We start from the raw sequence: 19892 nt of genomic DNA on the forward strand, positions 1-19892 counted from the left end.
CTGTGTGGCCAGTCAACAACGACCAGCGGCTGGTGTTGCACCAACAAGCCCGCCGCCCCTCGTTCGCGAACGAGGGCCGAGGCGTCGTTGGTCGCTATGTTCACGGTCAGCGGCAGTGTTCGCGAACGTCATCAACAGCGTCTGTCGACGTTCGCGAACGCGCCGCCCTTCGGTAGCACCCTGAACAGTCCACCTGTTGGCGGACACCTTGACGGGGAACCCGTTCACGCGAACGGGCAGAGCCGCGTTCGCGAACACTCCCATGGTGTTCGCGAACGCGGCGGTCGGACGACAGGACAGTGCCCCAACGTCCGACTCGCTACCAGGGGCACGGCGTGAGTTCGCGCAACAACGCCCGCGCGAAACACACTCGCCGCGCGACGGCGCATGATTCCGACGACGGGGGAGGGGCCGTCCTCACATCGGCTGCCTTCGCCGCGTCGACCATCAGCCGGGCTTGTGTCAGTTGGGATTCGGCGTCCCACGGGATCCAGGCAGCTCGGCATCTTCAGATGTCCGCAGGCTCTTCGAGAATCGTGGCCATCTGGTCGGCTATCTCCGCCGCCCGACGGCATTCCGTGGCGTAAGCGCGCAAAGACTCCACTCCGCGACTCGGCACGCCTGTCTCTCGGAGATTCGGCACGCCTGCCTCTCGGATGGCCTTTATGCCGAGCGACTGGAGGGTTCGGTTCGCCCCGCCTCGCGGCGAATGCATCACCGAATCACTCAGCTGCTGCAAAAGGGCCTGGTAGTTCCGGTCAGCAGGGCTTGTAGCGCACACGCGGATCTCCTTGGAAGACGCTTGATCTCGGTATCGACAGTAATCAAACGCCCCGCTCGTCTGGCTGTTTCAACCTCACCAACAGCCAGACGAGCGGACAGCGTCTCCCCGGGAGACGCTGTACAGCGAAACGCCTCCGCGACCCCCCCGAGGTCCGCCGTCGGCAGAGACCCACCCCGATGGTCCGACAACGGGCCCAGAATCGCCAGAACGACCAGTACCCGCGATGCGACAGGAGAATTGCCTCCCGCTTCGCGAGAACACGCACCAGGAGGCCGGCGAGCGGATCACCATCCGCGCCCCCAGCGGGCCTCAGCCGCTGAACGCGCAGGGATCGAATCGACGGATACGGGTGTGCCATGCCTCCAAGGTGTCCACGGTCATCGCGCGGATCATGTCAGCCGACGCACCAAAACCGTGGTCATCGACCATGTGGCTGCGCAGATCTGTGCTGCCCGCGCCCATTCCCTCGTGATTGACGACAGGGATGTGGCCGATGTCGGGCCTCGGGCACCGTCCGAACGCGTCGCGAAGCGCAGCACCGGCGACAGTCCAGAACACCGAACCTGCAGGGCACGCGTGACCGTGCTCGTCCGCCACCTGGTGCGCCTTGGTCAGCAGCGCCGTTCCGATACCGCGACGCACGAATCCGGCGTGAGTCTCCACGATGCCGATGTCACCGGAATGTGGATCCCACATGATCCGGCCAACCACGTGGGCATCACTATGCAACTCGAGCCGATGCGGAGCCGATGGCCCGACGCTGAGCGTGAGGTGGAATTCGGCGTCCGCCGGAAGATTCATGCTGGTCATGCCACGACTATCGAAGGCACCTCAGACCTGTGTTGTAACCCTGGGCACCGATTCGAACACCTCAACCAGCACGGGCCGGACAGCGCGCCGCCGCCGTGGGACGCGCAGCTAGTCCACCCGGAGGCCGTAGACGTGGCTCTGCCTGAACACAGCGACCACGTTCTCGAAGTTGGCGTTCACCCGCCACCGCGAATCCTCACGTGCGAACCGGCGAGCTGAGCGGTCTCCCTCCGTTCGCGAACGGAGGGAGACCGGTGAAGCAGCGAGGCTACTCGGCACCGAGAGCGACGTCCCCGCCGCCGAGGAGCGCCTCCACTGCGTCGGCGGGCAGCATGGCGTCCGCGATAGGGAGCAACAGGTCCACCCGAGCGACGGCTTTCTCCAGATTGTGCACCGCCCGGCGGTAGTCGGGCCCGATCACGATCGCGTCACCACGTTTGAAAGCCTCGCCGTGGTCGTTGTCGCCCTGCACAACGACAGCCAGGGCACTCAATTGGCCTGCGACTGCGATCTTCATCGCGGCAACCACGGCCTCCAGATGCTGGCGATGGGCGGTCGAATCAACATCGCGAACAGCGACAGTCACAGTGACGGGCACGGCGATCGAGCTGGTCATGACTTCCTCCGGGGGTTGTGCTCAGTTGCTTGTTGACGAGCCGAACGTATCGAGCGAACCAAGCCCGTGTTTCGACCGTTCCCGAACATGCCGAGCCCCGCACCACAGGGAATCGGACAGGTGCCACCTCGTCGAAACCTGACCGCGCCTTCACAAACTCGGCGCCCTTAGCGCCGGATTCCGCCCAGTCTCAACCCCCTCTTCGAGCTCGTCGGAGTGGGCCTCGACCGCCTCGTTGGTGGCGTGGAGTTCTTTGGCCGCCAGCGTGATTGCGGCAACTACAGCCCTCTACCTGCAGGCGGTGGGTGTCAGCGTCGATGCTGCCGACGGCGATAGTGATGGCGGCTGCGCGCATGAAGTGTGCTCCTAGTGGCGTAGCTCCGGTGCTGACGAGATGACGTGATGAGCTCGGACCAGCGCATGTTTTCAGCTCCGGCGCCGCCGGAACCGTTGGCGTCATCGTGCACTGACGGGGGCCGAACGGCGGCGTTGTTCGTTTGTTCGTGTTCGCGAACGACACGGGGCAGTTCATTCCTCTTCGCGAACACACCCGCGTCCTGCGGAGTCGCAGTGTGGCCAAAACCGAGCACGCGAACAGCATCATCTCCGTCAACGTCGGTTCGCGAACAACCACGACCTCGACCACGGTTGTTTGCACGAACAGGTGGCCCTGCGACGGAATGTTCGCGAACGCCCGCATCAGCGTGACGCCCTGTTCGCGAACACATCTCGACGGCCCGATGGTCGCCTACCAACGCGTCATTCCGCTCGCGAACACCGGGCCGCTTTCTCCTTCGGACAGCGTCTCCCGGGGAGACACGCCAGCACCATTGCCGCCGTGCCAAGGGTTCCGGTTTGGCAGTGTTCGCGCGAACGCACGCGTTGGACATGCCCGCGCCGTTCGCGAGCGTGACCGATGGCAGCTGCGGTGTTCGTGCGAACGGGGGTGCCTCACCGTTGCGATCCTGTCGACACGACTTGATGGCTGATGAGCGCGTTATGCCCCTTCGCTGCGCCAGCGGCAGTGCCTTGGCCGATGCCCGACAGCAAACGGTCGCATCCCACGACAGATCAGCAATACCGCTGCTGCTCGGCCCACGACATCGCGGCGTTGTACACCTCGTGTGGCCTCAAGCTCGCTGTCGACGTCGGCGATGTACCGCGCGAGTCGGCAGGCGTTTCCGTGAGCAACGGCTCGCCACCGTCCACCTTTCCCGAACCCGGCTGCGGCGAGCGCCGCCCAGCGCCGCATCTCCCGCGCGTTGCCGGTGGCGGCATGCAGCGCCGCAAGCACGTCCGAGCACGGGGGAGGAACCATCCGCATTGACCAGGCCCACATCTGGCGATGCAGGCGATCACCGGCAACAAGATCACCGCCGCACAACTCGACAGCGGCCCAGAACGCATCGCAAGCCAGTTCGGCGCGGTAACCGTCGACGTCACAGTCGTCCTGGGCATGCGGGATCGACTCGACCGATCCGCGCGACTTGTGCATCAGCTCCACCGCCAACGGGCCGGTACCAGTCAGAACATCATCCAAGGTCACCATCACCGGGCGAACTCCTTTCAACCAACACAACTCAATGCGTCACCGACGCTACGAACACCCCCGCACGGCTGTTGCACCAGGAAACCCGGCCCGTAGATCAGCGACGCCAAATCCGGACAACCACGCGGCTCGAACGGGATCGGTACCCCGCTGCTTGCCACGCGCATCGGAGCTCTCGCAGAGGCATCCGAAAAGCGGTCCAGCATGCCCCACAGCGCCCCAGCACCGAGCAAACGATTCCCCGCCGCCCCGCCGCCGGGACACCGATCTCAGGGAGCTACGGCACACGGTCTCGGCGTCAGGTTGAGGCTGTCGCGAACGCGCTGTTGGCGCATCCTCCGTCAAGCCGACCTCAACCCAGTCAGGAACCGTGTTGAGCCACGAGATTCGCGATCTCGTGGCTCAACTTCGTCAATCCCTAGGGTCCTTGCAGCTGTAGATGTGGACCTCGTCGAAGACGCGCACGACGTACTCGAACCAGGCATTCGCGACGTCGTAGCGAATCTCCACGTCATGCCGCATCGCAAGCTGGGCGATCTCTGCCATGGCCGTAGCGCCATCCACTGTCCGAGGTGTCATAACGTTCTCGGTGCTGTAGGTCGAAACCTCGACGTTCACGGTGGTGTTCTCAGGGGCGGTCATCGTGCGGTCCTCTCATCAGCGCGGCCAATCCGGTGTGGGACCAACGCTGCACCGCCACCAACCTCGGTGTTTCGATCGCGAATCCGCCCCACCTCGACACCGCCCGTCTCTCGCGAACAGATCTGGACAGCGGGCCTCAACTGCACCCTCAACCCTGGTGACGACTTTGCCTGGAGACCGACAGCGGCCAACGAGGCAGACGTGCCACCAGATCGACGTTCCTGAGCGGACAACCCGCGCTCGACGGGGCAACGAGGTCACCGCCGGCTACCGCCTCGTTGGGTTGTAGCCGGCGGGCTCACACCTCTCGCGAGACGTGACACCGCACAGCGGGTGGCTAACCCAACTGCACGGCCGACCGACAGCCACAACACGCCCCTCAGGGGCCACCTGAGAAACGCGGGCCCGGCTCACCGCCCCCGCCTGGAAACCGAATCCAGTCCACCGAATCTGCAACTCTGGCTACGGAGACTCCGCGTATACAGATTCGGTGGGGCGCCCCCCGCCCACGGGGAGCCGGATCATCGCTGCGATCCGACTGACCACAACGCTATCGGCCCAGCAAAACACTGTTTCAGTCCAAGACTGCCGCACCGAGCACGACAGCAGGCTAATCGTGCTGACATCAGGCCCAGTCCACCGTCAGTCCCAGGGAACTAGCCGCCGCAGCACGCACGCGGACAGTTCACACTCCGGCCAAGCCAGCCCGCCGTAGCGACGCAACCCCGGGTGCCCCGCCAGCTGAGGGCAGAGCACCCGGAGCAGTCCCTATTCGTCGCTCAGTCGCTCACCACGACGAAGCCGCCACCCACCAGAGCATTCACAGCGTCGGGGCCGAGCACCAACTTCGCGATCGGAACAATCATGTCCAGACGATCCTGCGCGGAGATCAGCCGACGCCGCTGCTCCAAGTATTTGCGACCGTCGAAGACAACCGCGTGGTTGAGCACGATCGCCTCCCTATTCAGACGGCTCCGCTCCATCACGTCAGCCTCCACGGCATCTCGGTCTGCGACCGCCGCCCTCACCGCAGCGACTACCGCCGCCATCTGCTTGCGCTGGGAAGCCTTGCCGACCCCGTGCGCGGTGATCGCGACAGTGATCTCGACAGTGACGGGGGCTACTTCGCCGGTCATTCGATCCTCCAGATGCTGCTCGGCAGTTGACGAGATCGAAGTTAGGGAGCCGACAAGGCGTGTGTTTCAACCCGCCCGCCGAGCGGTCCCACCACCTCCTGGCCCCACCGGATCATTCATTCGCACACGCAAGCAACGCCAGGTGCCGCATCATCCGCTCATATCGCGGCGGACAGCAGTGACGAACCCACCCATCACCGATCAACCACTCGACACAGAACCTGGTTCGCGACGCCACATCGGCTGGAACTCAGCCGCAGCCTGTGACACGACCGACCACGCTTCCAGCATCCCGACCTCACGGTCACGCGCTGCTCGAACCATCGCCACTCGCCCCGCCTCGGCGGCATCACGGCGCACCTGTTCCGCCAGACCGTCGACCTCATACCCTCGACGACTGAGCTCGCCCGCGGCCGTCTCTCGCTCCCGCGCACTCGCGACCTCAGCACCCGCCTCAGCCGCCACCTCCAACGCCTGCAACTCCCGCAACGACCGCATCCCACCCCACCGCCGCGCTAACCCGGACAGCACCGGATCCACCGCCTCACCCGAACCGGCGTCGCCGGCAGCCGCACGCCTCCGCGCCGCCCGCCAGCGCGCGTTCGCCGCCGCCCGATTCACCCCACCCAAATCAGCTCGGATCTGCCCCCAGGGCACCTTCGCCCTCCACGCACCATCCACGCCCGCCCCCGTCGCCGCCACAGCCTCCTCCAGCCGCGACCGCAGCTCCACCTCCCGCGCAAACGCCCACCGCAACACCTCCCGAGCCGCCGCCTGCTCCGCTGCATGCTCCGAAACCACAACCATCCGGACAGCCTCCCACCACCGATGTATACGTCCACCACACATATACACCGCGGCCGCGCCACCCACCACCACCGCACTCCGCGCCGCGCGCGCCCAAACAAACAACCCCCTCTCGTCGTTGCTGTTGCGGATGGCTCGAGGGTTGGCGTTGAGGTGACCTTGGGTTGACGTTGTCGTGGGGTGCGTCGTGCAGTCGTTGCGGTTGTTGAGCCTGTCGGGGCATCCGAGGCCCCCAGGGGGCCTCGGATGCCCCGACAGGCGGTGCTGTGGCGGTGACGGTGGGTTGGGTGTCCGGTCGCCGCAGGTCGGCCCGAGGGGCCGAGGACCCGCGGCTGATCGATCGTCCGCCGCCACCGCCGGCGGAGGGTGGCCTGGGTTGACCACCGGGTTGGCCGGGGGCTGGGTGCGCCTCCGGCGCGATCCGGCAGCTCACCTTGCGGGTGACCTGGGTTGACCTCGTCGTGGTGCCGTCGAGTGCTGACGCTGCGGTCCGCTCCGCTCCGACCCGCGGGCGCCCCCGCATGTGCGCTGCCGGGCCATCGGCAGGGTTGACCTCAGGATGACCTTCGGTGCACCCAGCCGCCGCGCCACCCCGGACGGCACCAACACCCGCAACACGAACGCCTCCGGCGACCCAAGGTGTCCCGCCGGAGGCGGCCCGAGCCACACCCGCACGACGCGACCAGACGAACGGGAAACCGGTGGCACCGGCAGGTCCTCGACGGACGGCGGCCCCGCGGGCATCAGGACGCGAGCGAGCGAGTGTTCTGATGCCCGCACAAGGGCCGACGGGAGTCGACCTGCCGGTGCCACCGGCACCGAACGCACGCGGTCACCCGCAAGGCAGCCAGGGAGGCCCCCTCGGGGCCGACCAGGCGAGCCTGAAGGGTGACCGCGGGAGTGAAGGTGAGTCAGCGCGGTCGGTGGATGTTACTGGTGTGACTTTCGGGAGTGTTGGGGTCGGAGAAGGAGGGTGTCAGTGTCGTGTTGCGGTCCCGCCTGGCGGGTGGGACCGCGGGCGGGACTTGTAGATCGTGGAAAGGGATGGTCGATGCCGGAGTTCTCGGGGAGCGAGTTGCCGTTCGGGCGGGTGCAGATGACGAAGCGGGTGCGGGCGCGGCTGCGGCGTGTGGCGAACCAGGGCACGCATTCGGGTACCGCCAGGAACCATGGCTGGCGTCGGTCGGAGGTTGATGAGCAGGTGCTCGATTTCGCGGGGCGGTTCGGGGCGTTGACGCTGCGGCAGGTGGCGGAGCATTTCTATGGCGGGGTGTTCGCTACGGCGAAGGAGCGGGTGTCTTTCATGGCGCACGCTGGGTTGTTGGAGCGCAGTGACAATCTGCGGTGGGCGGGCACGATTGTGTATCCGACGGCGGCGGGGTTGACGGTGGCGAGGGCAGTGCATCATCCGGAGTTGCGGGGGATGACGCCTGGCGAGGGGCGCATGTTGCATCGGCTGTTGGTCGCTGATTCGGCGTTGCGGATGCACCGACGGCGGATTGTGGTGGTGTCGGAGCGGCAGTCGCGGGCGCTGGAACACGCCATCGACGATGGTCGTCGGGCGTCAGCGTTCGCCGAGTTGTGTGGTGTTGCCGTCGCGGCGGCCGGCGGCGGGGTGGGCGTTGGTGTTCGTCCGTCGCGTGATGCGGATGACCGGATGCGGTGGTGGGGTATCCCGGTGGGGGAGGAGTTGCATTGGGCGGACTTTTTCGCGGTGGTTCAGGGCCGGTTGATCGCGGTCGAGGTGGAGGTGACGTTGAAGGAGCGGTGGCGGGTGCTGCAGGTGGTGCGTGGCTATAAGCAGGCTCTTGATCGTGGGCATCTCGCGCAGGTTTTGTGGCAGGTGACTGCGGATGTGCAGATGCAGCTGGAGGGTCACCGCGGCCCGCACGGGTGGGAGGACGGGCTGCTGCAGGATGTCGGTTTGCTGCCGTCGGGTGTGGCGCCGGATTGGACAGTGAAGGGCAGTCCAATGGTGGTTCGGCCGATCGAGGTTGCCGATGAGGGGGTGCGTTACGCGTTGTCGCAGAAGCTGTTGGTGCCGTCGCTGCGGTCGTCGTATCGGGAGTGGACCCGACGACGGCAGCTGTGGTCTGAGTCGGGGACAGCGTTGGCTTTCGAGGATTGGCTCATGCAGCCGAAGGCGTCGGCGCGTGCGGGGATCATCGAGTGAGATGCGTCCGGCCGGAAAGACTCTTTCCGGCCGGACGCTGATAACTCGACTGTGAAGATCAGACCGTGTCAGGTGACGTCTGCGGGTGTGGAATCGATCGGCGCATTCGATCAGTCACGGATGAACTTCCCGGATCTCGCCGATAGCCAAACGATCTGCAGGCACACCGGACGACTCTTGCAGGTCCTGTCGCGACCTATCCGCATCCGTCAGGGATGGCCAGGCGAACGAGGACGCCAGGGTGTGAGCCCAACCTGAGCCGGTCGGGCGTTTGTCGAGGACGACATACCCGAGCGGGGGCTGCGATGTCTCACCGAGCTTTTCGAGCGCCGTGCGGATCACCCGGTCCCGGCGGTCGGTCGCCGCGTCGTCTTTTTCCCCAACGTGGCGGCCAGGTTCCGTCGTGCCGTCGAGCCTGGCCGCGTTGCCGTCGTTCCAGACCTCTTCGAGTATCTCCTCAAGTGGGAGATACCGCGCAGCGTCGCACAGCTCGAGCAGAATCGCCATGTCGGCGAATGCTTGTTCTCCTAGACGCACGAAGTCCGAGTGCGATTTGAACGGGACGTCTCGCAGGTAGAGCCAGCGGTTCCGGATCTCGGTAAGTCGCTCCGTCACCGCTTCACCTCCCGAATCTCGGCTGCGAAGTACCGGACGCCGCGCGGGCTATCGAGGCGGCCGACCGCTTCGTCAGCTTTTGCGAGGCTGCCGTAGAAGCCCCTGCGGAAGCTGAGCCCGCTGTCGCGTTCAGCTGCGATGAGGTACGCCAACGGCGCAGATGCATCGCTGGCGGTGATTTCCTCGGTCATGGTTGTGCCTTTTCGATGAGCTGGCGACCGTCGTCGGTCACATGGAAGAAGCCGGGGCGCTTGGCTGCGCAGACGCAGCAGACGCACCCGGTCAGTAGCTCGCGCTCGATCAGTGCGAGGGTTGTGGCGCCGATTTGTTCCGGCGATGCACCAAGGGCGTCACACAACTCTCGTTCGCTGACTGGGCGTGGTAGCGGTTCCAGCAGACGCCACCACGACCCGTCTCGCGGGAACCGGTAGTAGTCGGCGGATAGAGTGGTCGCTGCCTGCAGGATGTGGATGTCGGACAGGTCGTCGGTCGCTGGGCACAGTCCGCGGGACCTGCAGAGGTCGTCACGTTTCTCCAGGTCGCTCATTTGGCGGGCCTCGCCTTTCCTGCCGATTGTGTCAGGGGGCGAGCTCGCTGGGTCATCCCGAATACCCATCAGTGCCCACCGTTCTCGGGTCGAGTTCGCCGACGGGGTGTCTTCGCGATGTCCGCGAGCCGATCGTTGTATGCCTCCTGGGCGGCGTCAGCTTTCTGATCAGCACGTCCCATCGCTCGCAGCCTTGGTGTAGGGCTCGTTGGAGGTGTTCGGCGATTGCGGCTGTGCCCTTGCGGTGACCACAGGACGACCACTGGCAATTCAATCTCTTCGGACGGGAATGTTGTTGTGTCGCCGCATCTGGCCCATTGAGGTTCGCCGTCGTGGTTGTCCTCAGCGCGGATCCATAGCTCCGCACGTTGTGGGCGCTGCCGGATCGGCCGAAGCTCCAGAAGGATTGACCCGATTGGCAGTGTGTCCAACTCTGGATGGGACTTGATGTGGCGGGCGCGCCAGATGAAGGTCGGCAAGTGATTCTGCTCGGTGTCGGGTGTATCTGCCGGGTGGCGGCTGTCGGGGTGCAGGTTCCGCCAGGCTTGATCGGCGATGGCGCGGCGGACAGACAATGGTTGCCATTCCAGGTCGTGGATGGCTTCGGTGACTGCTTTGTGGAACCGCTGATACTCGCGATCTTCGGGTGTATCGGGGTACAGGACCGAAGGGCTCATCGCCGCCACCGTGTGATGATGGCCCGCACGGTGCGAAATGGCGGTGGGCGGTGCTCTTGTGGGTCCGGAATGAATGTCGGTCGCCGCGAGATCGGGTCTTGCGGTGGCGGTTTCCCGTTCACCTCTAGGTATCGGGCGTAGCTTCGTTCGAGCGTGGCGAGAAAGCCGTGGGGGTTGATCGCGGGTTTGGTTTGTCCGCTGAAGGTGCTGTGGTGGCGGTCGAGAGCAGCAGGCGGGTGCGGGTAGCTCGGGGGGTGAGGGGTGGCCGATCGGCTGTCGGGCATGGTGGGTTGCTTCCGTTTGCTCGGTTCTTGGCGTGGTCTGGCAGGCGTGTGCTGCTGGGCCTCTGGTTGACCGTATGCAGGGGCTTCTCCGACTGTTTCGGACTGTCTGGAGACGTGGGGGAGCGTTGTCCGTGGGCCATACGAGGCCCACGGACCGAACGCAGTCAGGCAGTGGGTGTGATGGTGTCGAATGCGGCCAGAGCCCACCGAGTCGGTGCGGTCACAGTCGGACCGTTAGTGAACCGGCCGTCCTCGCAGACGGTGACGATCTGGAACTTGCGCGGTGAGACGACTCTGACTGTGTCGACCATGCCGATGTTGGGGCCGAAGTTGTGGCTGTGACGCAGGCGGATGACGCTTCCGACAGCGGTCTTGGCGCGCTGGCGGGCCCTGACCGCGGCTTCATGAGTTACGCGTGCCGACCAGCGCCACAGTTGCGCCCGCCCGCTTGTGGTGGGGGAGAGGGCAGCCAGCAGGCGTGCGGTGACTCCGTCCGTTGCGGCGGGTCGGTGGGTTTCGTGTTCGTGTTTGAGGTGGATCGTGGACTGACCGTGGTCGCGGCGGCGACGGTATTGCATGACATGGGCGCTGACGGTGCCGCTGGCGTCAGCGACGGCTGCATACAGCATGTGGGAGGCGTCGGTCTGACGGGGGTTGGCTGACGCGCGGGTGTGGGCGATGAGGGTGTGGCCGGGGCGTAGGTTCTCGCGCAGGTAGTTCAGGACAACGTCGTGGGAGTTGCTGTGGCGGTCGACGTCGAGGGTGATCCAGTCGATGGCGTCGTCTGCGAGCCGGGTTAGGGGCGGGTAGAGGATTTCGTGTGGGATGCCGTGGAGCCAGTCGGTGTCGTCGCGTTCCTCGATGTAGTGCCCGCTGGGTGGGTTGTCGTAGGCGTCGATGAGGTGTGGCAGGCAGCCGGGGGAGGCGATGGCGATGTTCGCGTCGCGCTGCTCGAGCCACTCGTCCCAGTTCCATCCAGTTCCGGCGTCGATGACGTATTCATCGGTGGGGGCCTGTTGGCCGTTGATGTAGACGGTGATGTCGGTGGGGCCGTCGCTGTCGCGGATGGCGATGACTTCAACTCTTGGTGGATTCACGGCAGTGGTCCTTAGGTTCGATTGCCTTGTGCTGCACCGACCATCCATCACGGTGAGCGACATTGTTGCAGCTCAGATGTCGCTTCGGAGCGGCTGACCTGCCGGTTGTCGGCGGCTGTGTTCGACAGCGCCTCGCCGTTGGTGGGGGCGTCTGGACGGATTGAACTGCGGAGCTGGCGTGCGGCAGCGATTCGCTTTCCGAAGGCCTGGCCGGATATGGGATCCGGGTTATCCGTCGCAGGCCAGGTGCCAGCCAGGTTGGCTGGCCGGAGCTCGGAATTCGAGCAGTGTGATCAGACGGGTGAGTTGTTGATCCCATTCCGGGGCGACGAGCAGCGGCTTCAGCGGAATTGATCCGTAGTCGTCAACAGCCTGGACGGATGCTTTGATCCGTATCGACCAGCGAGGTTCCTCGTTCCAGCCGTAGCTGGCCACTTCGGCTTGCTCAGCGGCGAGCAGAGCGGCCTTCTCTGGGCTATAGCCCATGGGCTGTCCGCCCAATCGCTGGATCAATTCGGCTTCCCAGTCGGGCCCGCGGCTGTCTGCCTCGTCCCACCAGGTCGGTGCGAGGGACTCGAATTCGTTCCAGTCATAGAGATCGCCGAGGTCATAGCCGTAGTAGACGCATGCGCCGTGATTGTTTCCCATTTCAGCGAGGATGCCGACCCGTTCAGCGACTGTTCCAGTTCCGATCCGACAGCTCGCTGTCGATCTTGTCAGGCTGTGCGTTGAGTGAGATGGACAACGACGTCGTACTCGTAGCCGATACTGTTCATCGAGACGTACCGGACCTCCTCGATCCGAATGGCTACAGGTATTGCGAATCGGCTCGCTTCCTCGTCGGGGAGTTCTTCTCCGAACACGATGGTGCGCTCATCGAGCTCGTACTCGGTGTCGAAGAGCATGTCCATGATGTCCGGGTAGGCCCAGTCGCCGCCGCAGCGGCAGTCAGAGCAGGTGAGAGACGGGAGCCCGCCTCCTTCACCTTCGACATTCCAGGCGTGGCCTGTGCGGCGGTTCGCGCATTCGTCTATCCGTCGCTCCCTTTCTGCCATAAATGCCGGACAGAAGCTGTGTTCGCCGGTCAGGTACGGCGCGCCGCAGCTCTCGCAGTGCGTCGTGGCGTCGGATGTTGTGTAGACGTTCAATTTCCTGCCTTCGTGCTTGGAGCCTCGCTGATAGAGCCTGAGCGTGCATCCTGGATGTGCTTGGCGAGGTCAGCGAAACGGCGCCATGGGTAGCTGGCGCCGACAGGTTGCGCCGACCAGGGCAGTGCGTGGCGCAGCAGCTCGTCGGCGAGGGCAGCGACCAGGTCTTCAGTGGTGCTGCCATCAGCGAGTAATCGTCCGGCCGGTGACCACAACGCCAGGTTCCACCGGTCACCCAGCTGGTAGGCGACGACGCGGGCTTCGCTTGGGTGTTGGCGTTCGTAGTACGAACCATCACCGCGTTTGTGCCAATCGGCGGAGCCGACGAAGGTGGGCGTTGGATGCGGGGGAGGGGTGCCCATCTTGGTCAGCAATGACACGTCCAGGCGCTGTCCTTGCTCAAGCACGACGGTGATCGCGTCGAGTACCGCCTCGCCAGTGAGACCCCTGCGGTTTTTGAGCACACTGACGACGGTTTCGATGTTCATGACGATCTCACGGTGATCGGTGGGCTCCCACATCGCGCGCGGATCGCCGACTCGATAACCGTCCAGCCCGCGGTAGAGCAAGGTGCGGGCCCTATCGGCGGCGCCTTTGAGGGCTGCCAGCACGATCGGTTTCGGCCGGTCTGGCAGGACTGCGATACGGCCCAGCACTTCGGACATCGGTCGCGCCCACTCGGCGAAGGCATCGCGGACGTAGCGGTCAGCACGATCTTTCAGTCCTTGGGTGGCGGCGGTGAACCCGGCGTCGAAGAGACGCTGTCGTTCGGGTTCAAGAGTTCGCCACACCTTGTGAACCATGTCCTCGGTGGCTCGCCAGTGACCTTCGCGGGCCGCGAGGACCTGATTCAGCAACTCGAGGTCCGACAGCTCGGTCACGTTGTCGCCGATCGCGACGTATTCCTGGCGGTATTGGGCGATACGGTCAACGGCCGACAAGCGCTCGACCATCACTGGTTGCCCATGTCGCAGCGTGCCGAAGGGGTTGCGGCCGTCGCTGGCAGCATGTCTCTGTCGGTGAGGACTGTGACCCACCGTCGCGCGATGTGGCGCCACTCTTCTCGCTCGGCATCGCTTACGGTGCTCCAATATCTTGGGTGGACACGGAAGTGGTTCATGAACTCGTGTTCGGCGCTCGCCAGGCACTCGACGTAGTCGGTGTTTGTCAGTTTCTGCTGAGCGGCGAAAATTTCGTTGTAGTCGAGCAAGATCGGTAGCTGCTGTCCTACCCACGCCAGGAGGTCGTCGCGAGTTCGTTCGCTCGGCTCTGTCTTCATCGCAGCCAGCAGCTGGCGTCCGTGAGCGACTGATTCTGCAGAGATCATTCGGTTTGTGTTCCTTCAGGTGCTTGGGCGTTGTGTTTGAAGTAGCCGCCAATAGCGCCGTCGTCGAACCAATCGTGTGGTTCGTCGGTGCCGAAGTGGTTGGGCAGGATGAGGCTTCCGGTCAGCTTCGTGTGGCTGCGTTGGTCCTTCTCGCTGTACTTGACAAGCAGATCGACCTCGACCTCGGTGATTCGGTCGGCGGCCAGCTCGAAGCAGTCGTCGTCGCAGTCCTTCAGGTAACCGTCGAGCCGACTGAGTGCAGCTTCGTTGCCGTCGACCTGCAGCCACAGATTCCGGAGTGTGCGCTCGTCGTCGCTGTACTCAGTGAAGCGAGCGAATGTGCGACACCCGCCGTCGATAGCGCGACGCGGCCGGAACGTGACAGCGGGAGAGTCTTCGGTACAGCAGACCACCACGACCTGCGTCGGATCGCTCCACAACGTCTCGTCGACCAGCTGCTGCAACCCGGTGATATCCCAGCAGTTCCCGGCGACGGCGTAGAGCTCGCCTTCGAACGCTTTCGGACCGGGAAGACCTCGGGTGTCAATTCGCCCTGGCACTGCTCCGCCGCCGGGCAACGCACCGACGGCGGCCAGAAACCCGGGAGTACCCGTTTCATCCAGGGTCGTGTACAGAAGGAAGTTGGTAACTACGCTCACTGGTCGATCATCCGATCGGTGGCGCGCAGCAGGCATGTACCGGGCCTCCAGGTCCACCCGCAGCCGACCTGTGAAGGCTCGTCGGGGAGCAGGGGCGCATCCTCCGGCTTGGAGAACGCCGCGCCGACCACAATTGAGAGCATGGCCAGGGCCGCTGCGGCCGCAACACCGAGCCGATGGCCATTCGCGATCGGCGATCGCCGTGCAGATCCTGACCGCGGAGGGGGAGGTGGGTCGGCAGGTCGAGTGCGCATGGCAGAGGCATCCATCGGGTGATCCTTCGACTAGCGTTGGGTGTTGGCAGTCAGGTCCTGGGGAGGAAGCGCGTTCGACTTCCCAGGGCCGACATTTCAGATGCTCTCAACGCCGCTCTCCGACTGTTTCAATCGGCGAAGCCACGGTCTCTGGTCGGTGAGCTGTGCCAGTGCCGGGGTGGACTCTTTCGTTCAGGTGATAGTGACGACGAGCGCGGTGGCGTTGTCGCTGTCATTGACCACCAGGATGCGGGTGACACGGCCGTCACCGTGGCCGCGTGGTCTGGCGATCAATTCGGGGTCGATGTCTCAGGCGGCGAGGGATCGGGTGAGTATGTGGGGTCGACCTACCGCTTTCAGGTTGTGATCACGGTGACCAGCTCGAAGGTGCCGTTCGCTCTCAGGGTGTGTAGGCGCGGTTCCCGAGAATCTGGTGTCACACGAGAGATGTCAGCTCGGGCCGCTGAGCCCTGCGATGACGGCATGGCCGATGGCCTGCATCCAGGCAACATTGTCTGCATGGTCTGGGTTCGTGTCCGGCACCGGCCAGATTCGGCGCCAACGCGGCGCGCCCTCGATCACCACCAGTTGATCGAGGTGCTCGGCTTCGGTCGCACCCGGACCGGCGGGCCAGTGCTCCAGCACCACCGGTACATCGCCGTCACGGTTACCGAAGTCGGCGACCACCGCCGCCCAGATGTGTTCGGCACTGTTGGTGACCGATGCGCCGACGCCACGCTCGGACACGATCACCAGGTCGGTGCCGAGATCACCGAATGCCCGCAGATGTGCGGTCCCGAACCCCGCTGCGCACGACGCCTGGTAGCTCCAATCGGGTATGTCTTCGATCCACCAGTTCCCGTTCCGTGAAGGCAATGGTGGAAAGCCCGTTGCTGCCGTGTCGATTTCGCTACTCACAAAGTGCTCCTTCTGGTGTAGATCCGCTTTCCTCGCAGGACGACCGCAATCACACCCCTCCAGCGGCGGGGGTTTGATTGCGAGCTCCTCTTCGGTGGCCCAGGACTGGCAAACCTTGTGGCCTCGATCTGTCAACCGGATCTCGTGCCCGTGCTGGGCCAGGTGGGCGCGGTAGCCATGAACAACTGGGTGGGCGCGGCGATCACTCTGCAGCAAGGTCGTACGCAGTGCTACGCGTCTTTGGTGAACTTGTTGACCCACCACAACCGGTCACCGACGGTCCACCGCGGCTGTGCCTGACCAATCGTCGGACGAGCCGACGATCGAATCGACTCGATCACCTATATACACGCCACTGGTTCGGTCAGTCGGCCCAACGCTGGTCACTGATCGCGTAGTTGTGGAGGCCGTCGTCGTAGGCGAGGTCACCCGCGGTGAAGGACGTGGTCAGGTTGCCGAACCAGTCGGCAGGACTTCCGGGGGTGTCGGGGCAATCCGGGCTGTTGGAGGGCTCGGTGAGCCACACCCACAGGTCCCCGCCGACCTCGCGGATGAGCTCGTGTTCGTCGTCCTCGATATAGAAGTTGGAGTAGCCGTAGAACTCGCCGTCGAAGTCGTCCCACACGCAGATCACCCGGACCCCGCTGAGGTCGCTGATACGTCCCAGAACCGTGTTGACCTGTTCAGACGTATGACCGCCGAACAGGCTTCCGCGCAGTTCGGGCGGTGGGACGAACGAGGTGGAAGTCGCGGCACGCACCGCACGGCGGTCATCGACGATTTCGCCGACGAGGCTGCTGATCGAGTCGGGGATCGACGAGGTCGGAATCCGGTCGCGCAGCCGCGCGAGTTCGTCTGGGGTGAGCCTGGCACCGCCCCACCGAACGACCTGTTCGAGGGTGACCAGTGGCGCCGCTACGTCCTGACTGATTCGGTTGAGGTGCGCGCTGATGGGGGCTGTTCGGTCGTCGTTCGGGTCTTGGGCTGCGTCCGGGATGATCTGGGCGTCGGCGTTCGTACTGGTCATGGGTTTGGATTCCTGATCGGTGAGGGCGACTTCTGTGGTGGAGCGACTCTGTCGGACCTCGCCCGGAATGTTGCAGTCGTCGACCGCCACGCCGATTTACACGCAACGGCTAGTAGCGGTTCGCCGAGCGGCGCCGAACACTACGGAATTTCCGAATAGTTCAACCGGTGCTGGTGCGCACCGCCGCCGTCGAGGCTGATCGTGATCAGCGAGCTTCCACCCGAGAGAGGTGGGGGGAGCTTTTCGGAACGGCGATCAGGTCTCCGGAGCGGTCCCATCGGGTCATCACCGAATCTCCCTGGTGCCATTGGACCGTGCCCGGCCCCCACGGGCCGAATGCAACCCGGTCACCCGCGGTCAGATTCGTGAAGTCGTCGGCATTGCGGACCACAGCGGGTTCACTCATGACGTTGCCCCTTTCGAAACTTGTTGTCTTGCGAGAACTCTGCACGGCGCCATTCGAGATTGTTGCAATCCAAGTCCAGATCACCCGACCGGCCGAGATTGCTCAGGACAGGAGCAAGGACTACCCAGATGTGTGACCGATGGCAGCGTTCAACGCGGCGTTGCTGCGTTCGAGTGCCGCCGTGGCTTCGCGGTCGAGCCGGTCGAACAACTCGTCGAGGTCGGAGCCGATATCGCGGGCACGGTGGCGGGCTGCGACTCCCGCGGCGTAGTAGCCAGGGTCGAGCTGGATGTCGGGCGGCGGTGCCGGTGTGGGTGCTGCTGTCGGAGTCGGGGGTGGGGTGCGTTTGCGTGTCGGTGCCCGGCCGGCGTGATGTGCGGCGGCGAGGGTGGCGATGTGCGCGGCGCTGAGGGGGGCAAGGCGACCGGGCAGAGCGAGCGGAGTGCCACGATGATCGAATCCAGTCAGCACTGGAAGGTCCTCGTGCTCGGGCCGCAACCTTGTAGTGGAAATGGGATCATCGCTGTTCAAGTGGTGCTCGAGGAGGAATGACGCTGCGGCGTGTGGTGCGAGCACGACGACTGCTGCCCAGCGGCGCAGCACGATGACCGGGCAGCGGTGTGGATCGCCGGTGGCCGGCAGAACCAGCAAGGGTTGGGCTCCGATAGTGACTGCGTCGTCGTCGACGCGTAGTTCGCGTTGTCGCAGGTCGGCGAGTGTGGTGAAGGACAGGCCCGCCGCGGCGAGGACAAGCATGGCGGCGTCGCGGCGGCCGAACAGTCCGCCAGGCCAGCCGGTGGTAGCGAGGTCGGGCAGCAGCTCGTGCACGCGCAGCTGGGCGCGACTCAGTCGTGAGGTTCTGTCCGGGTTGAGGGCACGGCGAACCGACTCGGCACGCCCTGGCAGGGGGTGCCCAGCGAGGCGGTGGACAGCGTTGATCGCGGCTACCCGCGCCCGCTGGCTGCTGACCGCTGCGCCGTGCTGCTCGGCGAGATAGGCATGCACGGTGTCAGCGCCGGTCGGCAGGGCGGGAAGGTTGCTGGCTTGGCACCAGAGTGCGAAATCGCGCCACTGTCGGCGGTATTCGGCTGACAGCGCCGACAGATCCGGTGTCTCGGGCATCGGCTACAACCCCAGCTTGCGGGTGGCGTTGGCCCGGTGCAGCGGCGCGCGGTCGTACTTGCGGACGGTGTCGATCTGCTGGTGGCCGGTCATGTTCATCACCTCGCGGTAGCTGGCGCCGTTGTCCAACGCCTGGGTGGTGGCACCGGCTCGCATGGAATGCCCACGGAACGCTGCGGACTGCTCACGGCTGTAGCCGGCGGCGCGTGCTCGCGCGTGCACCATCCGGCCGAGCGCTTGCCCGGTCAACGGTTCGAGGCGCGCTGGCACGCCTGCGCGGCCCAGGGCCCGGAATATGGGCACCTTGACGGTGGGGAACCGGGGTAGCGCGCGGTCGCAGTAGTGGGCGTTCGGGTCCAGGTCGCGCTCGAGTGTCAGCCGCTTGTGCACGGCGACGACTCCGGCGTCGGCGCCGGTGGATGCGACCGCGTGATCGTAGTCGGCGAGCAGGGTCAGCCAGCGCAGCAGAGCGCAGCACGGGCACAGCTTGGGGTTTTCACCGCGGGTCAGGATGAAGTAGGTGACGGCGTCGCGGCGGGTTTTGGTGCCGCGCAAGGCGATCCGGATCCGATATCCATCGGCGTCGGACTCGACGGTGAGGTCGCGGACCTGCAACGTGACTGCCTCGATACGGCGGCGGGCGCCAGCGAATGCGAGTACCAGCAGCGCGATGTCACGGCGGGCGGTGACCTGTTGACGCCAGGTGCGGGCCTGGTCGTCGATGGCGGTGACGAAGCGGTCGAGGTCGGCCGTCATCATCGGCGCGGCCTTGTCCTCGGTTTCCCCGGCCTCGGTCCGGTGTCTGCGGATACCTCGCAGCGTCTCCCGCACGGCAGGGTCCGCGGCGGGGTTGGTGTAGCCGTGCTCGGCGTGCACCGCACCGATGGCCGCGCACCAGGTGGTGATTGTCGAGGCCTTCACCCCTGGCTCGCCGCTGTCGTCGACCTGCCGGGCCAGCCAGGCCACGAACCGGGCGACGGTGTCCGGCGAGCTCGGCAGCGCGGTGCGCTTCTTCTGGATGCACCATGATTCGAACCGGCGCCATCCGGTCGCGTAGGTGCTGCGAGTGTTCTCGGAAACTGCCTTCTGCCGGTAGATAGCGACTGCTGCGGCGTCCTCATCGTCCGGGTCGATGATGGCGGCGGCTGTCTCCGAGACCAGCTGCAGGGCAGTTCCGCTCTCGGTGCGCCGCGCATGCCTGGCCTCGGGCAAGGGCGCGGCGGGCGCGTCCGCGCGGGCGGCGGGGCTGGTGCGGCGGATGTTCATCGGCCTCGCCTGGAGGGTGACGCCGCTG

At 65.2% G+C, this 19892-nt stretch carries 21 protein-coding genes; 1 reads left to right on the plus strand and 20 read right to left on the minus strand.

Annotated elements, in window-relative coordinates; genetic code table 11:
• Window positions 1–1093: 1093 nt before the first annotated feature.
• From ACIG5A_RS22435 to ACIG5A_RS22455, 5 genes are all read right to left on the minus strand, one after another.
• Window positions 1094–1594 (minus strand): hypothetical protein, encoded by a 501-nt coding sequence (locus ACIG5A_RS22435; RefSeq protein WP_397242946.1) that lies wholly within the window; start codon window positions 1592–1594, stop codon window positions 1094–1096.
• Window positions 1595–1862: 268 nt separating this feature from the next.
• Window positions 1863–2210 (minus strand): hypothetical protein, encoded by a 348-nt coding sequence (locus tag ACIG5A_RS22440; protein WP_397242948.1) that lies wholly within the window; start codon window positions 2208–2210, stop codon window positions 1863–1865.
• 997 nt (window positions 2211–3207) lie between these two features.
• Entirely contained in the window at window positions 3208–3762 is a 555-nt protein-coding gene (locus ACIG5A_RS22445) for a hypothetical protein (RefSeq protein WP_397242950.1), read from the minus strand.
• Between the two features lie 408 nt (window positions 3763–4170).
• A complete protein-coding gene (locus ACIG5A_RS22450; protein ID WP_397242953.1) occupies window positions 4171–4401 on the minus strand; it encodes a hypothetical protein in 231 nt (76 codons plus the stop codon).
• Window positions 4402–5180: 779 nt separating this feature from the next.
• Window positions 5181–5537: a hypothetical protein gene (locus tag ACIG5A_RS22455; RefSeq protein ID WP_397242955.1), complete on the minus strand. Its 357-nt coding sequence runs from the start codon at window positions 5535–5537 to the stop codon at window positions 5181–5183.
• Window positions 5538–7395: 1858 nt separating this feature from the next.
• Here ACIG5A_RS22455 and ACIG5A_RS22460 point away from each other — a divergent pair.
• Window positions 7396–8517 (plus strand): hypothetical protein, encoded by a 1122-nt coding sequence (locus ACIG5A_RS22460; protein WP_397242957.1) that lies wholly within the window; start codon window positions 7396–7398, stop codon window positions 8515–8517.
• A 114-nt stretch (window positions 8518–8631) separates the two neighbouring features.
• Here the strand turns inward: ACIG5A_RS22460 and ACIG5A_RS22465 are convergent, their stop codons facing one another.
• From ACIG5A_RS22465 to ACIG5A_RS22535, 15 genes are all read right to left on the minus strand, one after another.
• Window positions 8632–9132 carry a hypothetical protein gene (locus ACIG5A_RS22465; RefSeq protein ID WP_397242959.1) on the minus strand — a complete coding sequence of 167 codons (501 nt, stop codon included), beginning with the start codon at window positions 9130–9132 and terminating at the stop codon, window positions 8632–8634.
• A complete protein-coding gene (locus ACIG5A_RS22470) occupies window positions 9129–9323 on the minus strand; it encodes a hypothetical protein (protein ID WP_397242961.1) in 195 nt (64 codons plus the stop codon). Before ACIG5A_RS22470 ends, ACIG5A_RS22465 begins: the two co-directional genes overlap by 4 nt.
• Window positions 9320–9679, minus strand: a complete 360-nt coding sequence (locus ACIG5A_RS22475) for a hypothetical protein (protein ID WP_397242963.1) — start codon at window positions 9677–9679, stop codon at window positions 9320–9322. Before ACIG5A_RS22475 ends, ACIG5A_RS22470 begins: the two co-directional genes overlap by 4 nt.
• Window positions 9680–9747: 68 nt before the next feature.
• Complete coding sequence (locus ACIG5A_RS22480) at window positions 9748–10365, minus strand: hypothetical protein (protein ID WP_397242965.1); 618 nt, start codon at window positions 10363–10365, stop codon at window positions 9748–9750.
• A 439-nt stretch (window positions 10366–10804) separates the two neighbouring features.
• Window positions 10805–11800: a hypothetical protein gene (locus ACIG5A_RS22485; protein WP_397242967.1), complete on the minus strand. Its 996-nt coding sequence runs from the start codon at window positions 11798–11800 to the stop codon at window positions 10805–10807.
• 165 nt (window positions 11801–11965) lie between these two features.
• Complete coding sequence (locus ACIG5A_RS22490) at window positions 11966–12385, minus strand: hypothetical protein (protein WP_397242969.1); 420 nt, start codon at window positions 12383–12385, stop codon at window positions 11966–11968.
• Between the two features lie 68 nt (window positions 12386–12453).
• Window positions 12454–12885, minus strand: coding sequence for a hypothetical protein (locus ACIG5A_RS22495; RefSeq protein WP_397242971.1), 432 nt, complete (start codon window positions 12883–12885; stop codon window positions 12454–12456).
• Complete coding sequence (locus ACIG5A_RS22500) at window positions 12882–13838, minus strand: hypothetical protein (protein ID WP_397242975.1); 957 nt, start codon at window positions 13836–13838, stop codon at window positions 12882–12884. Before ACIG5A_RS22500 ends, ACIG5A_RS22495 begins: the two co-directional genes overlap by 4 nt.
• Window positions 13838–14212 carry a hypothetical protein gene (locus ACIG5A_RS22505; protein WP_397242977.1) on the minus strand — a complete coding sequence of 125 codons (375 nt, stop codon included), beginning with the start codon at window positions 14210–14212 and terminating at the stop codon, window positions 13838–13840. Before ACIG5A_RS22505 ends, ACIG5A_RS22500 begins: the two co-directional genes overlap by 1 nt.
• Window positions 14209–14871 carry a hypothetical protein gene (locus ACIG5A_RS22510; RefSeq protein ID WP_397242979.1) on the minus strand — a complete coding sequence of 221 codons (663 nt, stop codon included), beginning with the start codon at window positions 14869–14871 and terminating at the stop codon, window positions 14209–14211. Before ACIG5A_RS22510 ends, ACIG5A_RS22505 begins: the two co-directional genes overlap by 4 nt.
• Before the next feature lie 704 nt (window positions 14872–15575).
• The gene (locus ACIG5A_RS22515; protein WP_397242981.1) at window positions 15576–16259 is read right to left on the minus strand and encodes a hypothetical protein; all 684 of its coding nucleotides are present in this window, start codon (window positions 16257–16259) and stop codon (window positions 15576–15578) included.
• Between the two features lie 148 nt (window positions 16260–16407).
• Window positions 16408–17070, minus strand: a complete 663-nt coding sequence (locus ACIG5A_RS22520; RefSeq protein ID WP_397242983.1) for a hypothetical protein — start codon at window positions 17068–17070, stop codon at window positions 16408–16410.
• A 205-nt stretch (window positions 17071–17275) separates the two neighbouring features.
• Window positions 17276–17476: a hypothetical protein gene (locus ACIG5A_RS22525; protein WP_397242985.1), complete on the minus strand. Its 201-nt coding sequence runs from the start codon at window positions 17474–17476 to the stop codon at window positions 17276–17278.
• A 120-nt stretch (window positions 17477–17596) separates the two neighbouring features.
• Window positions 17597–18598: a hypothetical protein gene (locus tag ACIG5A_RS22530; RefSeq protein ID WP_397242987.1), complete on the minus strand. Its 1002-nt coding sequence runs from the start codon at window positions 18596–18598 to the stop codon at window positions 17597–17599.
• A gap of 3 nt (window positions 18599–18601) precedes the next feature.
• Window positions 18602–19864: a tyrosine-type recombinase/integrase gene (locus ACIG5A_RS22535; protein WP_397242989.1), complete on the minus strand. Its 1263-nt coding sequence runs from the start codon at window positions 19862–19864 to the stop codon at window positions 18602–18604.
• Window positions 19865–19892 lie beyond the last annotated feature (28 nt).

This window comes from Nocardia sp. NPDC052566, from assembly GCF_044547285.1.
Classification (GTDB): Bacteria; Actinomycetota; Actinomycetes; order Mycobacteriales; family Mycobacteriaceae; genus Nocardia.

Bases quoted from the DNA above. Each gene is read 5' to 3' on its own strand.
- ACIG5A_RS22435 (WP_397242946.1), bottom strand. From the start codon at position 1,594: ATGACCAGCATGAATCTTCCGGCGGACGCCGAATTCCACCTCACGCTC.
- ACIG5A_RS22440 (WP_397242948.1), bottom strand. From the start codon at position 2,210: ATGACCAGCTCGATCGCCGTGCCCGTCACTGTGACTGTCGCTGTTCGC.
- ACIG5A_RS22450 (WP_397242953.1), bottom strand. From the start codon at position 4,401: ATGACCGCCCCTGAGAACACCACCGTGAACGTCGAGGTTTCGACCTAC.
- ACIG5A_RS22455 (WP_397242955.1), bottom strand. From the start codon at position 5,537: ATGACCGGCGAAGTAGCCCCCGTCACTGTCGAGATCACTGTCGCGATC.
- ACIG5A_RS22460 (WP_397242957.1), top strand. From the start codon at position 7,396: ATGCCGGAGTTCTCGGGGAGCGAGTTGCCGTTCGGGCGGGTGCAGATG.
- ACIG5A_RS22470 (WP_397242961.1), bottom strand. From the start codon at position 9,323: ATGACCGAGGAAATCACCGCCAGCGATGCATCTGCGCCGTTGGCGTAC.
- ACIG5A_RS22475 (WP_397242963.1), bottom strand. From the start codon at position 9,679: ATGAGCGACCTGGAGAAACGTGACGACCTCTGCAGGTCCCGCGGACTG.
- ACIG5A_RS22485 (WP_397242967.1), bottom strand. From the start codon at position 11,800: ATGTCGCTCACCGTGATGGATGGTCGGTGCAGCACAAGGCAATCGAAC.
- ACIG5A_RS22490 (WP_397242969.1), bottom strand. From the start codon at position 12,385: ATGGGAAACAATCACGGCGCATGCGTCTACTACGGCTATGACCTCGGC.
- ACIG5A_RS22500 (WP_397242975.1), bottom strand. From the start codon at position 13,838: ATGGTCGAGCGCTTGTCGGCCGTTGACCGTATCGCCCAATACCGCCAG.
- ACIG5A_RS22505 (WP_397242977.1), bottom strand. From the start codon at position 14,212: ATGATCTCTGCAGAATCAGTCGCTCACGGACGCCAGCTGCTGGCTGCG.
- ACIG5A_RS22520 (WP_397242983.1), bottom strand. From the start codon at position 17,070: ATGACCAGTACGAACGCCGACGCCCAGATCATCCCGGACGCAGCCCAA.
- ACIG5A_RS22525 (WP_397242985.1), bottom strand. From the start codon at position 17,476: ATGAGTGAACCCGCTGTGGTCCGCAATGCCGACGACTTCACGAATCTG.
- ACIG5A_RS22530 (WP_397242987.1), bottom strand. From the start codon at position 18,598: ATGCCCGAGACACCGGATCTGTCGGCGCTGTCAGCCGAATACCGCCGA.
- ACIG5A_RS22535 (WP_397242989.1), bottom strand. From the start codon at position 19,864: ATGAACATCCGCCGCACCAGCCCCGCCGCCCGCGCGGACGCGCCCGCC.